Raw genomic sequence first — 13,593 nt, forward strand, 5'->3', positions numbered from 1 at the left:
CCTCACCACAGGGGATCTCCTCAGCACGAAGTTCAGTAACGCCTGTCAGCCCAGGGCGGTTTTCTCCAGGTGCTCAAGGATGATCGGGTAGACATCGACCACCGCGTTCTTGCCGAACATGCAGTCGATATGGCCGTAGCCCGGCACCACCTGCCGGCTATAGCGCTCCGGCCCGTGCATGTCGCACAAACGCTGGTAGGTCTTTAGGGTGCTTTCCGGCAGATAACACTGGTTATCGGCGCCGCTGATAAAGCAGATCGGCATGGTCAGCCGATCAAAGTGCGGCATGTACACATCGTTGCCTTTGAAATCCACCAGATGCCCTTTGCGCACGATCAGTGCCAGGTGCTCGAAGGTCTCGATGTTCGACTCGCCGAACAACTCATGCAGATTGTCGTGCAGGGTTTCGTTGAGGGTGTCGTGGCGATATAGCGAGGCGTACATGAAGGTGATGCGGTGGCACACCGGGTTGGTGCAATAGCCTTGCGCTTCGATCCGCGCGTAGCCGTTGAGGGCCTTGTCGTAGAGCTTGTTGAACCAGTTTTCCTTGCTGTCTGCGTATGCGGTCATCGATTTGATGCCGATGGCATCGAGCATCCCCGGCAGGTGCAGCCCGGCCTTCAATCCGGTGGCGGTGGCAACCACCGTATCCGCTGCAATCTGCGAGCAGACCACCGAACGCACGCCCTGCAAACCGGCGAGCAGCGACATGAAGAACGTCGTCGCGCCGTAGCAATGCACCACGCACTGCACGTCTTTCGCCTGAGTTTCCTGCTGAATCTGCGCGATGGCGGCCTTGAAGTCGTACTGAGCGATCTGGTCGCCGTTCCACTCCTTCTTGCTCGCCGGCAGCAGAATGCTCACGCGAAAATCCAGCAGCCAGACGTCGTAATCGTGCTTGCACAGGTATTCGAGCAGATTGGTCTGGATGGTGTCGGTGGAGAAGATATTCGAACCGACGCCCAAGCCATGCACGAGCATCACCGGACCTTTACTGCCGGCCTGATAACGAGTCAGGCGCAGTTCTACGTCGTCCTCGGTGGGGAAGAAATGCACCGCCGGGGTGGGCGCATCCAGCGGCCGTTTCAGCCGTGGCGGCGCGTCGGGGTTGAAGTAGATATCGCCGGCAAACACCCCGCCATAACTCTCCCAGAGGATCCCGGCGAAGAACTTGCCGAAGCGCGCCAGCCCTTCGATGCGCTCACGTTCGTTACGCGCATTGAGCACTTTCATGGTGGTCATCTGCTTGGCGAAATCGGTCGGATGAATGTGCATCACCCCCGAGCCGATGACCTCGCCAGACTTGTCCGGCCCGCGATACAGCGTCACGTACAAAGTGCTGGTGTCGTGCCAGATGTTCAGCACGCCGTCGTCTTCCGGCACGGTTTTGAAGGCGCTGAAAAAGTAGTCGTTGCCGTCCTCGGCGGTCAGTTTCATGTCGTATTTCATGTGGCGCGTATCAACCTGCTGCTCGAATTGCTCGAACAGGTTGAACACGCCGTTGCTGGCGGTCAGCGGTTGTGGCGACAGCGCCGGGGCGTTCACCGTGCCGACGATGGTTGCGGCGTGCTCCGGCTCTTTGATCATGCGGTTGAGGTCGTTGGCGGTAATGGTCAGGGTGAAGTCGATCGGCGAGTTGTCCGCCTCGCCGCGCTTGGCCGCCGCTTCGTAAACCTGCAGATCAGTACTTTGCGCAGCAGTGAAGGCCCGGGAGAAATAGCCCTTCATGGTCTCGGTGAACTGCACGCCGAGGGTTGGCGGCGCCACCGGTTTGCGTGGCGCCGACGGTAGCGTGTAGTCGATCTGCCAGCCCCGGTCGGCGGCGAGCAGGCCCATGTTGCGTTCGCTCACGGCAGAGATTGTCAGCAGCGGATTGACCGCCAGCGACGTCGGAATCACCGCGCCGTCGGTCACGTAAAGATTGGCGTAGACATCGGTGCCGGCAGCGCCACTGAACACCTGGCCCTTGTGATTGACCACGCCTTGCGCGGCGTCTTCACCCATCACGCAACCGCCTAACGGATGCACGGAGACGATGCTGTGCTTGAGCAGCTTGGTCCAGATCGGATTCTCGACCCACACGCCGCCGAGCGCCTTGGTGCTCTGGTGCAGGCGATCATTGCCGAGCTTGAAATTCTCCTGATCGCCGACACCCGGCCAGTCGATGCGCAACTGATCCTTGCCATCCAGCACCATGCGCCCTTGGCCGCTGTCGTGGCTCATGATCAGGTAGGTCTGCATGTTGTGCAGCGCGCCGTAATACGGGCCGCGCAGAAAGCTTTCCGCTTCGCGTTCCTTGTATTTCACTTTGCCGCTGAAACTGTCGTCGCTGGCTACGCCGATCATCTCGGCGAATCCGGCCATGCTCGGCACCATCGGCCGGCCGAGCGCGCCAGGGATCGAGCCTTCTTCAATAACCATGCGGCTACGCCAATCACCTTCGGTGCGCATGTCGATAACCGAAGTGATGCATGGCCCGACCGGGTGCAGTTCCTTGGCCGGGTGCGCGCCGAAACCGATACCGTTGATGGTCTGCTCGCAGTTGTGACCGAAGCCGAGAATGTCGCCGTTGCCGCTCATGTTCTCGCCGAGCTGACCGGACATCACCAGGCCTTTGTCCCGTGAACGCAGGAGAATTTCGGTGGAGCCGAGGGTGCCGGCGGAGACCACGACGATGTCGGCTTTGACAAACAAGGTCGGCGCCGAGAACAGTTCGCGACCACTGTCCAGGGTCTGGAAGTGCACGATCCAGCCGTCGCCGTCGCGCTCCAGATGCCGCACTTCGGCCTGACAGAAAATCTCCGCGCCATGGTTCCAGGCGTCCGGCAGATAGTTCATCAACGTGGTGTTCTTGGCCTTGTTGTTACAGCCCGACACGCAGTCGCCGCACTGATTGCACGGCAGTTGCTCGACGCCGACATGGTTGAGGTTGTTCGGCAGTTTGTCGAAGTTCACGTTGATCGGCGGTTTGTAGAAATGCGCGCCTTGCTTGAGGTAATCCGCGGACTTCTTGTTGGCATCGAGCTTGGGCAGGTTGGGTGCAGTGTTCGGGTAGGGATTGGGTTTGAGCATCTCCCGAGCGCGGGCGTAACCGTCCTTGAGCAACGTGTCGCGATGCTCACGCACGGCTTGCGGCCAGCGTGGGTCGTCAAACACGCCTGGCTCAGGTTCCAGGGCGACGTTGGCATTGATCAGCGATGTACCGCCGAGGCCGCAACCGACCACCACGTTCTGCTGGGCGTTGACGTGCAGATCGAACAACCCGGTGCGCGAACCGATATGGCCGTCGGGATCGTGCACCTGCAACTCTTCAGTCGCGGCAATCATGGTGTTGGGGTATTCGCCGGGCTGAATCTCTCGGCCGCGCTCCAGCAAACACACACGTTTGCCGGCCCGGGACAGGCGCGAGGCAGCAATGCCGCCGCCATAACCGGAGCCAATGACGATGACGTCGTAATGTTCCTTGATCTCGCTGATGGGCGTTGCGATGCGTGTCATGAGACTGATCCTTTCTCAGGCTGATGGGGCAACTCTGCGGTTGCCTGCAATCAATGGGCGAACGAGCACCTGGCCTCCGGGGCAAACCCGGCGACAGCACAGCGGTTGGGGCAGGACTTACGCGCTACAGGCGAGCGTGTTGATTGGCCGCACGACGTAACGTGCGCTTGCGTGGCGAGGGGGTTGGGCGATGTCGGCGGCTATCCATCATGCGTTCTCCCAGAACCAGATGTGGATAAGTGACGGCTGTCCTTGTGCCATTGCAGTGAAGACAGCGCAGGAATCGAAGTCAAGGCAACCACTTAGAACTGTATGAAATCTGACCAATTACTGTTTGGACTATGTGCAGCGGGGCTTGCGAGGTTTGGCGAACAAGTTATCCACATAGCCACCCACAGCAAATGGGGGTAACTGTGGATGAGTGGAAAAATAACGGGCTGATTTGTGAAGAAAAACCGTGACTTATCCAGAAGTACACTTTGCGATATCGATTGGGTGTTTTTTAATCAATCCTTTTAAAGCCACGGTTTACATGGTCTGCGGAGGATGGCGAACACGTTATCCACAGAAGCACCAACAGAGATCGGGGGTAACTTTACAGGCGCTGTGGAAAAACGCCCGAGGCTGTGAAAATTCGAAGGTTTCAACAGCATTGCGCATTCAAATGGCTGATTTGATCAGTTATTGATCAACCCTCCGAAAGCCTTGTTTTATAAGGACCGCAGCGGATAGCAAACATCTTATCCACAGAAGCGCCAACAGAGATTGGGGGCAACTGGCGTTGTCCCTCTGTGGAAAAATCCCGTAAAAACCGCAACTTAGGTTGGTTGTTTTTTGATCTGCGGTCTGTAAGCCACGGTTGACGTGACTTGTAGTGAAGGGCGAACACGTTATCCACAGACTGGCCAACAGGGATTGTGCGTAAAACCCTGTCAGTGGATAACCAAAATCAGGCGCGGTGCATCAGATACGCCTCACCTGTCACCCGGATCATCGGATGCGGCGTCACCTGACAGGTTTTGACGATGCTGAAGCCGTGTCGCTCATAGAACCGACGCGCACCGGTATTGGCGGCGTAGTCGATCAGGCTCAGGCCTTTAAGCGCGAGTTGATCGGCGCGCGTCTGGGCGTGCTGGAGGAAGCGTACTCCCAACCCTTGATTGCGCCAGCCTTCATGCAGCGCCAGGCTGGAGATGTACAGCGTGTCCGCCACTTCCATATCGGCGTAAGGCGCCAGCACTGGATCGGTGGGCGGTGTCGGGTCTGGATCTTCGCGTGTGACATAGCTGTGCATCATGCCAACGACGCAGCCCTCGGCCTCGGCAATCAGGCAGTTCTGCCAGGAAAAATCCACATCGTCGCGGGCATAACGCCGCTCGCCGACATCCAGCAATGGCTCGCCCGGCTCCGCCAATTGGCTCCAGATGTAATCCGAGGCGCCCTCCGAGGAGATCTGAAACAAACGCGCAATGTCGCGCGCATCCGTGCGCCGGGCAGGTCGAAACTCAACAGTCATTCACTTGACTCCTCTAGGTCTGAGCGGCTGTTTTAACCTGCGTTTGAAAGCCGGAACAACCGGGAGACGGGCGGTTTTTCATGTCAACAAATGACAGCCAGTCGATCACCCACCTATGGCGGCGATCACTGGGCTCTTCAGCGGACCACGCCTTCTTCGATCAGCAGCTTGAGAATCGCTTCAGCGCCAGCTTGTGGGGTGACACCTTTGAGTACTTGTCCACCGCCGCCACTGGCTTTGGCGGTGGCGGCTTTCATGCGGTCGGCGCCGCTTTTGGCCTTGATCACTTTCAGGCGTTTGGGCCGTGGCTTGGCCGCTTGCAACGTGGCGACGGCCAGCAGTTCATCGTCCAGCACTTCGACGTCATCGGCATTCAACACCCCACGGCGCGCCGGGCCATAAGCGCTCTGCCGAGGTTTCGGCGCGGCGTTATCCACAGTCGCGAGAAACGGCAGTTTCACCTTCAACCGTCGCCGCTGCCCACGGGGCAAGGCTTGCAGTACCAGCGCCGAACCGTCACTGATCGACTCGACTTGTGCCAATCCGACAACCAGCGGCCAGCCCAGGCCCTCAGCCAGCAAAAACGGCAACATCCCCGAACCTTCACCGGTTTCCGCCTGACTGCCAGTCAAAACAACCTGCGCCCCCGCATCCCGCAGATACGCGGTCAGCGCCGGCAATGCATCGGCACCCGCCGGTTGTTCCAGCACATGCATCTGTTCCAGGCCCATACCGAGATAAGCGCGCAGCGCCGGTTCCGCGACATCGCCGGCATGCAGCACTTGCAGGTTATCCCCAGCCAGTTGCAGACCAAGCTCCACGGCGCGGGCATCCTGGTCGGCGCGGCGTGGCCTGCCGGAAGTCGGGTGGGCGCCGATTGAAACCAGACTGATAATCTTCGTGTTCATAGCGTTTCCTTAAGCCGCATCGCGCTTGGCGTCGTTGCGGTAAGCCGCGACCGCGTCGATCAACGCTTGCAGAATTTCCGCGCTCTCGCCGATCACCGACAAATCGGCACGCTTGATCATGTCGCAACCCGGATCGAGATTGATCGCCACCACCTTGTCGCAAGCGCCAATGCCTTGCAGGTGCTGGATCGCCCCGGAGATACCCACCGCGACATACACCCGCGCCGTAACCCAGGTGCCGGACGCACCGACCTGGCGATCACGCGCCATAAAGCCATCGTCGACGGCGACCCGCGACGCGCCTTCGGTAGCACCGAGCGCCGCCGCCGTTTCGTGGAACAGCTGCCAATCCTTGACGCCGTTACCACCGGAGAAAATGAATTCGGCTTCGGCCATCGGAATTGCCGCCGGGTCCACCGCTACCGCGCCGAGATCTTCGATTCGCGACAGGCTGCGCACCACGCTTGTGGATAACTCCACCGGCAGTGCTTCATGACGGGTTTCGCTGACCGGCTCGGCACATTCCGCTGCCGCCAGAATCAATCGCGCCAGTGGACGCGCGAGGTCTTGCAGCCCGGCACCGGCGCGGCCGATGCACGCTTGATCCTTGACCTGCCAGACCCTCGTCGCCGGGCGCTCGCCCAATGCCGCAGCAAAGCGTCGACCGAGTTCACCGCCACCGCTGCGACTGTCCGGCAGCAGCCAGTGACGCGGGTTGAACTGGTTATCCACAGCGCGCAAACCTTGCACTCGCTGCTCCGGTGCATAACCACTGAATTCCTCGCCCTCCAGCACCAGCAAGCGGTCGACACCTGCGGTGGCGAAAGCGCTTTCCTTGTGCTCGCCAAACACCACTGCCAACACCGCGCCGTCCTGGCCGGCGAGCTGATGGGCGAGGCCAAGCAAGTCACGGTCATGGCTGCTCAAGCGGCCACCGACCATGTCCGGCACCACGCTGATGTAGAACGCCGGGGCCGGCACTTGATGGAGCGGCAATTGCACTTCCACGGTAGCCGAACGTTTGACCGCCCCGCCCTGTTGCGCGCCGCTGCGGTCGATACGCTTGAGGCCGTTGGGACCGATAAAGCCGATGCCGTGCGGATTCTTGCGAATGACGCCGTTGGGGCCCATCCAGCTGTGTTGCGCCGGTTGCATCGCCGCGTGCAGTGGATGCAGGCGGTTGCGCGCAATCCATTCGGCGCGCGGGTCGCGGCGGATAATGTCGCTCATCAGTGGGCCTCCGCAGGTTCACGTTTGGCCGGCGTAGTCGGCTTGCCTGGCGCAGCGTCTTCGAGCAGCGCGTCGGCGACAAGCTCGGCGATGTCTTTGATCAGCGGACGCGGTTCGACCACGCCTTCGAGCATCGCCGTGCACTGTGGACAACCCACGGCCACCAGCTCGGCACCCGTCTCGCGGATGTCTTCCATGCGCATGTCGGGGATCCGTTGTTTGCCCGGAATGTCGGTGATCGGCGCCCCGCCACCGCCGCCGCAGCAGCGCGAGCGGAAGCCGGAACGTTGCATCTCTTTGACTTCGATACCGAGCGCCCGCAGCACTTCGCGCGGTGCTTCGTACTCACCGTTGTAGCGACCGAGGTAGCACGGATCGTGATAGGTCACGCTGTTGCCTTTGTGCTGACCGAGGTTGAGCGCGCCGGCCTGAATGATTTCCGCCATGTAGGTGCTGTGGTGCTGCACCAGGTAGTTACCGTCGAAGGCGCCGTACTCGTTTTTCAGCACATGGAAACTGTGCGGATCGCAGGTGACGATGCGGTTGAAGCTGTATTTGGCCAGGGTCTGGATGTTGCGTTTGGCGAGCAACTGGAAGGTCGCTTCGTCGCCCAATCGCCGGGCTACATCGCCGCTGTCACGCTCTTCCAGACCGAGCACGGCAAAGTCGATTTTCGCTGCTTTCAGCACTTTGACGAACGCACGCAAGGTGCGCTGGTTGCGCATGTCGAAGGCACCGTCGCCGACCCAGAACAGCACATCGGTGGATTTCTTTTCGCTGAGCAGATTGAGGTTCAAGTCTGCCGCCCAGTTCATCCGCCCGCCGGGTGCGAAACCGCCGGGGTTGTCGGTGGCGATCAGGTTTTCGAGGACTTCGGCACCCTTGTTTGGCGTCGCGCCTCTTTCCAGGGTCAAGTGACGGCGCATGTCGACGATGGCGTCGACGTGCTCGATCATCATCGGGCATTCCTCGACGCAGGCCCGGCAGGTGGTGCACGACCACAGGGTTTCGGCGTCGACCAGACCGTTGACGATCGGTTGATGCGGATTGCCCGAGTGTTCGCCTACAGGCTTGCCCGGATAAGGACTGCCGGCAAACTTGGCGTCAGTGCCACCGGCGAAGCCGACGACCATGTCCTGAATCAGCTTTTTCGGATTCAGCGGCTGGCCGGCAGCGAACGCCGGGCACGCTGCTTCGCACTTGCCGCACTGCACGCAGGCGTCGAAACCGAGCAATTGATTCCAGGTGAAATCCTTGGGTTTTTCCACGCCCAGTGGCGCTGACGGATCATTGAGGTCCAAGGGCTTCAAACCGGTGGAGCGACCGCCGCCAAAACGTTCGGCGCGACGGTGCCAGGCCAGGTGCAAGGCGCCGGCGAAGGCGTGTTTCATCGGCCCGCCCCAGGTCATGCCGAAAAACAGTTCCGACACGCCCCACAGCACACCGATCCCGAGGATGACCGCGAGCAGCCAACCGCCGAAGTTATCCGGGAGGATTCCGGCCACCGGCAATGTCAGCAGAAAGAACGACGCCGAGAACGCCAGCAGGCTTTTCGGCAGGCGCATCCACGGGCCTTTCGACAGTCGTGCCGGCGGGTTGCGCCGACGCAGATAAACGAAGATCGCGCCGACGAACATCACTGCCGTCATCAGCAGTAATGCGTAGCCGAGAATGCGGTTATGCAGGCCGAAACCGTGCACCAGAATCGCCAGCACAATCGACGCCACCGCACCGCCGGCCGTGGCCACGTGGGTGTTGGCGATGTATTTGTCCCGCGCGACGACATGGTGCAAATCGACCATGTAGCGCTTGGGCATAGCCAACAGGCCGCCGATCAGATCGACCTTCGAGGGCCGGCCCCGACGCCACATCGCTACCCGCCGCAACGCGCCGAGGACGCCAAGGCCCAGGGCTGCGAACAACAGGATTGGAAGAAGGGTGTTCAACATGGTGAAGCTCCCAAAGACCGCAGGGTCTTGCAGGCCAAACTACCTGGATGCCTTGCCCGATTCCTGTAGGAGTGAGCCTGCTCGCGATTCAGTCGCCGCGGTACATCAGGCAGACCGCGTTATCGTTCATCGCGAGCAGGCTCACTCCTACAAAGGGATCCACAAGCCGTTAGAAATCCTTGCAGAGCCGCAGGGCGTCATAAATCGCGGCGTGGGTGTTGCGCTGCGCCACGCAATCGCCGATGCGGAACAGCAAGTAGCCGTCGCCCGTTTCGCTCAGCGACGGTTGCGGCTGGATCGCGAACAACGCTTCGACGTCGATCTGACCCTTGTTGCGCGAACCCTCTTTAAGCGCGTAGTAGATTTCCTCATCCGGACGCACGCCGTTTTCCACCACCACTTGATCGACCACCCGCTCCTCTTTGGCGCCGGTGTATTCGTTCTCCAGCACCGCGACCAGCTTGTCGCCTTCGCGGTAGACCTTCTCCAGCATCATGTCGCCGGTCATGATCACTTCTTTCGGGTACATGCTGCGGTAGTAGGTCGGGAACGACGTACCACCGATGGCCACGCCCGGTTTGATGTCGTCAGTGACAATCTCGACCTGGCTGCCCTTGTCGGCGAGGAAGTCGGCCACCGACATGCCGGTGAACTCGCAAATGGTGTCGTAGACCAGCACGTTCTTGCCCGGCGCGACCTTGCCGTCGAGCACGTCCCAACTGCTGACCACCAGCCCTTCGGCGGCGCCCCAGTGCTCGTTCTGCTCCAGGTACGGATGACCGCCGACTGCCAGCACTACCACGTCCGGACGCAAGTCCATGATGGTGTCGGCATCGGCCGCTGTGCCCAGACGCAAATCGACTTTCAGCCGCGCCAGCTCCAACTGGAACCAGCGAGTAATACCGGCGATCTGGTCACGCTGCGGCGCCTTCGAAGCAGTAGTGATCTGCCCACCGATGAATTCTTTCTTCTCGAACAGGGTCACGTCATGGCCACGTTCGGCGGCGACGCGGGCCGCTTCCATCCCGGCAGGGCCGGCGCCGACGATCACCACTTTGCGTTTGACGCCTGTGGACTTCTCGATGATGTGCGGCACGCCCATGTATTCACGCGAGGTCGCGGCGTTCTGGATGCACAGCACGTCGAGACCTTGATACTGGCGGTCGATGCAGTAGTTGGCGCCAACGCACTGTTTGATCTGGTCGATCTGGCCCATCTTGATCTTGGCGATCAGGTGCGGGTCGGCGATGTGCGCGCGAGTCATGCCGACCATGTCGACGTAACCGCCTTCAAGGATGCGCGTGGCCTGGTTCGGGTCCTTGATGTTCTGTGCGTGCAGCACCGGCACCTTGACCACTTCCTTGATCCCGGCCGCCAGGTGAAGAAACGGCTCCGGTGGATAACTCATGTTCGGAATCACGTTGGCCAGGGTGTTGTGGGTGTCGCAACCCGAACCGACAACGCCGATGAAATCGAGCATGCCCGTGTCGTCGTAATACTTGGCGATCTGCTTCATGTCCTCGTGGGACAAGCCGTCCGGGTGGAACTCGTCACCGCAGAGACGCATGCCCACGCAGAAGTCGTCACCGACCTCGGCGCGCACAGCCTTCAGCACTTCCAGACCGAACTTCATCCGGCCTTCGAAGGTGCCGCCCCATTCGTCAGTACGTTTGTTGACCCGCGGGCTCCAGAACTGGTCGATCATGTGCTGGTGCACCGCCGACAGTTCAACGCCGTCGAGGCCCCCAGCCTTGGCCCGACGCGCAGCCTGGGCGTAGTTGCCGATCACCCGCCAGATTTCTTCCGGCTCGATGGTTTTGCAGGTGGCGCGGTGCACCGGTTCACGGATGCCCGAGGGCGACATCAGGGTCGGCCAGTGGAAACCGTCCCAACGCGAACGCCGGCCCATGTGGGTAATCTGAATCATGATCTTGGCGCCATGCTTGTGCATGGCGTCGGCGAGATTCTGAAAGTGCGGGATGATCCGGTCGGTCGACAGGTTGACCGAACTCCACCATTGCTGCGGGCTGTCGATGGCGACCACGGAGGAGCCGCCACAGATCGCCAGGCCGATGCCGCCCTTGGCTTTCTCTTCGTAATATTTGACGTAGCGCTCGGTGGTCATGCCACCGTCAGTCGCATAGACCTCCGCGTGCGCGGTGCTGAGCACGCGGTTGCGGATGGTCAGTTTGCCGATCTGGATCGGCTGGAACATTGCTTCGAAAGCCATGGCGGGTTCCTCGACTTACAACGGCTTGACGGTGAACAGCCCGTCGTCGTGGCCTTCTTCAGAGCCACCGTAGACTTGCTCGGCAACCGTGCGAATCTTGCTGCCGCGTGCCTCAAGAATCTGATCCATGGCACCGGCAAACCAGCCGGTGAACATGTAGTCGACCTTGCGCCCGACCTTGCCGTAGACGTAGACGAACGCCGAGTGTTCGAGCTTGACGCTGGCCGTGCCTTTGTCGAGGTCGATGTCCTGAATCTTGAACAGGCCCCAGCCGCGTTGCGACAGGCGCTTCATGTAATGTTCGAACACCGCGACGCCTTCCAGGCCGTGGCATTCAGCTTCTTTCTCGCACCAGTGCCAGGCGGATTTGTAGCCGGCCTTGTAGAGAATGTCGGCGTAGGCCTCGGCGCCCAAAACCTCTTCGATGCCCATGTGGTTGTTGACGAAGAAATGCCGCGGTACGTAGAGCATCGGCAGGGCGTCAGAGGTCCAGACACCGGTCTCGCTGTCGACTTCGATTGGCAATTGCGGGGCGATCTTGGCCATGGAAACTTAACTCCAGAAAATTTGGTTTGTTGCCTCCGGCGCGGACGGCCGGGGGAAAGGATTCAGAAGTGCGGCGGTTTACTCGCCCCAGACGTCCTTGAGGACGTTGACCCAGTTTTCGCCCATGATCTTGCGCACTACGCGCTCGGAGTGGCCGCGCTTGAGCAGGGTTTCGGTCAGGTTCGGGAACTCGCCGACGGTGCGGATACCCAGCGGGTTGATGATCTTGCCGAAGCTGGTCAGACGGCGGGCGTAGCCCTTGTCGTGGGTCAGGTATTCGAAGAAGTCCTGACCGTGACCCTGGGTGAAGTCGGTGCCGATACCGATCGAATCTTCGCCAACGATATTCATCACGTATTCGATGGCTTCGGCGTAGTCGTCGATGGTCGAATCGATGCCTTTGGCGAGGAACGGCGCGAACATGGTCACGCCGACAAAACCGCCGTGATCGGCAATGAACTTCAGCTCTTCATCGGACTTGTTGCGCGGGTGTTCTTTCAGGCCCGACGGCAGGCAGTGGGAGTAGCAGACCGGTTTTTTCGATTCGAGGATGACTTCTTCGGAAGTCTTGGAACCGACGTGGGACAGGTCGCACATGACGCCGACGCGGTTCATCTCGGCAACGATCTCGCGACCGAAACCCGACAGGCCGCCGTCACGTTCGTAGCAACCGGTGCCAACCAGATTCTGGGTGTTGTAGCACATCTGCACGATGCCAACGCCGAGCTGCTTGAACACCTCGACATAGCCGATCTGGTCTTCAAACGCGTGGGCATTCTGGAAGCCGAAAAGGATGCCGGTCTTGCCCTGCTCTTTGGCGCGACGGATGTCAGCGGTGGTGCGCACGGGCATCACCAGGTCGCTGTTTTCGCGGATCAGCTTCTGGCTGGCAGCGATGTTGTTCACGGTCGCCTGAAAGCCTTCCCACACCGACACAGTGCAGTTGGCCGCCGTCAGACCGCCCTTGCGCATGTCTTCGAACAGCTCACGGTTCCATTTGGCAATGATCAGACCGTCGATAACGATGCTGTCGGCGTGTAATTCGGCTGGGCTCATCAGGCGTCCCCTTATTGGCGATTCATGCGCCGAATCGTCTGCCGGCGCTTTGGGGCCAGCATATGCCTCGGTGCCGGGGCGACCGGGTGCAAAAACGACAGGGGAATTGCCGAAAGCGTCAATCCGCGACAAAGCATCGCCAAGCGGCCCGACCGGCCACCTGTTCAAGCCGCCAAGCTTGAGCCAGAATCTCCCGCATCTTGGATACACCACTGGATTAGAGCGGCGACATCAATGAAATCGATCTTCCTGGCCTTGGCCCTGCTTGCGACCGGCGTACACGCCGCCGAAGAGTCCGACAACAACCCGTGCGACGCGGTGGAAAACGACGTCCAGACCCTGGAATGCTCGACCTACAGCCGCACTACCGCCGAAGACCTGCTCAAGGACAACTACGCCAGCCTGAACGAACGCATGCAGACCGCGTACGGCAAAAACGCCACGCAATTGGCGGACATCACCGCGAAGATCAAGACCGCTCAGCAGCAGTGGCTGAAAACACGCGATGCCGATTGCGCGGTGGAAGCGTTCCCGGCTACCGAAGGCAGCAAAGCGTTCAAAATTGCGCAGAATGACTGCGTGGCGCGAATGAGTGATGAGCGGTCGGAATTTTTGGAGTCGATTGGGCAGGAATAAGCATCTGCGCTGTAAGCTGCCCGT

General features: G+C 60.4%; 9 protein-coding genes. 1 reads left to right on the forward strand and 8 read right to left on the reverse strand.

Annotation, left to right across the window (positions count from 1 at the left end; genetic code table 11):
• Positions 1 to 45 precede the first annotated feature (45 nt).
• From JFT91_RS03165 to JFT91_RS03200, 8 genes are all read right to left on the reverse strand, one after another.
• Positions 46 to 3,498, reverse strand: coding sequence for a GMC family oxidoreductase N-terminal domain-containing protein (locus tag JFT91_RS03165; RefSeq protein ID WP_201231532.1), 3,453 nt, complete (start codon positions 3,496 to 3,498; stop codon positions 46 to 48).
• Positions 3,499 to 4,447: 949 nt separating this feature from the next.
• Positions 4,448 to 5,014, reverse strand: coding sequence for a GNAT family N-acetyltransferase (locus JFT91_RS03170; RefSeq protein ID WP_201231533.1), 567 nt, complete (start codon positions 5,012 to 5,014; stop codon positions 4,448 to 4,450).
• 137 nt (positions 5,015 to 5,151) lie between these two features.
• A complete protein-coding gene (gene etfB / locus JFT91_RS03175) occupies positions 5,152 to 5,922 on the reverse strand; it encodes an electron transfer flavoprotein subunit beta (protein WP_201231534.1) in 771 nt (256 codons plus the stop codon).
• 9 nt (positions 5,923 to 5,931) lie between these two features.
• The gene (gene etfA / locus JFT91_RS03180) at positions 5,932 to 7,152 is read right to left on the reverse strand and encodes an electron transfer flavoprotein subunit alpha (protein ID WP_201231535.1); all 1,221 of its coding nucleotides are present in this window, start codon (positions 7,150 to 7,152) and stop codon (positions 5,932 to 5,934) included.
• Positions 7,152 to 9,101: a dimethylglycine demethylation protein DgcB gene (gene dgcB, locus JFT91_RS03185; protein WP_201231536.1), complete on the reverse strand. Its 1,950-nt coding sequence runs from the start codon at positions 9,099 to 9,101 to the stop codon at positions 7,152 to 7,154. The genes etfA and dgcB overlap by 1 nt, the downstream gene beginning before the upstream one ends.
• Positions 9,102 to 9,270: 169 nt before the next feature.
• Positions 9,271 to 11,331, reverse strand: a complete 2,061-nt coding sequence (gene dgcA / locus JFT91_RS03190; protein WP_201231537.1) for a dimethylglycine demethylation protein DgcA — start codon at positions 11,329 to 11,331, stop codon at positions 9,271 to 9,273.
• Positions 11,332 to 11,346: 15 nt separating this feature from the next.
• Complete coding sequence (locus tag JFT91_RS03195) at positions 11,347 to 11,877, reverse strand: DUF5943 domain-containing protein (protein ID WP_201149178.1); 531 nt, start codon at positions 11,875 to 11,877, stop codon at positions 11,347 to 11,349.
• Positions 11,878 to 11,955: 78 nt separating this feature from the next.
• Positions 11,956 to 12,933: a dipeptidase gene (locus JFT91_RS03200; RefSeq protein WP_194935229.1), complete on the reverse strand. Its 978-nt coding sequence runs from the start codon at positions 12,931 to 12,933 to the stop codon at positions 11,956 to 11,958.
• Between the two features lie 234 nt (positions 12,934 to 13,167).
• On the opposite strand from JFT91_RS03200, the gene JFT91_RS03205 reads away from it, so the two are divergent.
• Positions 13,168 to 13,569 carry a lysozyme inhibitor LprI family protein gene (locus tag JFT91_RS03205; RefSeq protein WP_201231538.1) on the forward strand — a complete coding sequence of 134 codons (402 nt, stop codon included), beginning with the start codon at positions 13,168 to 13,170 and terminating at the stop codon, positions 13,567 to 13,569.
• Positions 13,570 to 13,593 lie beyond the last annotated feature (24 nt).

The sequence above is a fragment of the Pseudomonas sp. TH08 genome, assembly GCF_016651275.1.
Classification (GTDB): domain Bacteria; phylum Pseudomonadota; class Gammaproteobacteria; order Pseudomonadales; family Pseudomonadaceae; genus Aquipseudomonas.

Excerpts from the sequence above, each read along its gene's own strand:
- JFT91_RS03165 (WP_201231532.1), bottom strand. The coding sequence starts at position 3,498 with ATGACACGCATCGCAACGCCCATCAGCGAGATCAAGGAACATTACGAC.
- JFT91_RS03170 (WP_201231533.1), bottom strand. The coding sequence starts at position 5,014 with ATGACTGTTGAGTTTCGACCTGCCCGGCGCACGGATGCGCGCGACATT.
- etfB (WP_201231534.1), bottom strand. The coding sequence starts at position 5,922 with ATGAACACGAAGATTATCAGTCTGGTTTCAATCGGCGCCCACCCGACT.
- etfA (WP_201231535.1), bottom strand. The coding sequence starts at position 7,152 with ATGAGCGACATTATCCGCCGCGACCCGCGCGCCGAATGGATTGCGCGC.
- dgcB (WP_201231536.1), bottom strand. The coding sequence starts at position 9,101 with ATGTTGAACACCCTTCTTCCAATCCTGTTGTTCGCAGCCCTGGGCCTT.
- dgcA (WP_201231537.1), bottom strand. The coding sequence starts at position 11,331 with ATGGCTTTCGAAGCAATGTTCCAGCCGATCCAGATCGGCAAACTGACC.
- JFT91_RS03195 (WP_201149178.1), bottom strand. The coding sequence starts at position 11,877 with ATGGCCAAGATCGCCCCGCAATTGCCAATCGAAGTCGACAGCGAGACC.
- JFT91_RS03200 (WP_194935229.1), bottom strand. The coding sequence starts at position 12,933 with ATGAGCCCAGCCGAATTACACGCCGACAGCATCGTTATCGACGGTCTG.
- JFT91_RS03205 (WP_201231538.1), top strand. The coding sequence starts at position 13,168 with ATGAAATCGATCTTCCTGGCCTTGGCCCTGCTTGCGACCGGCGTACAC.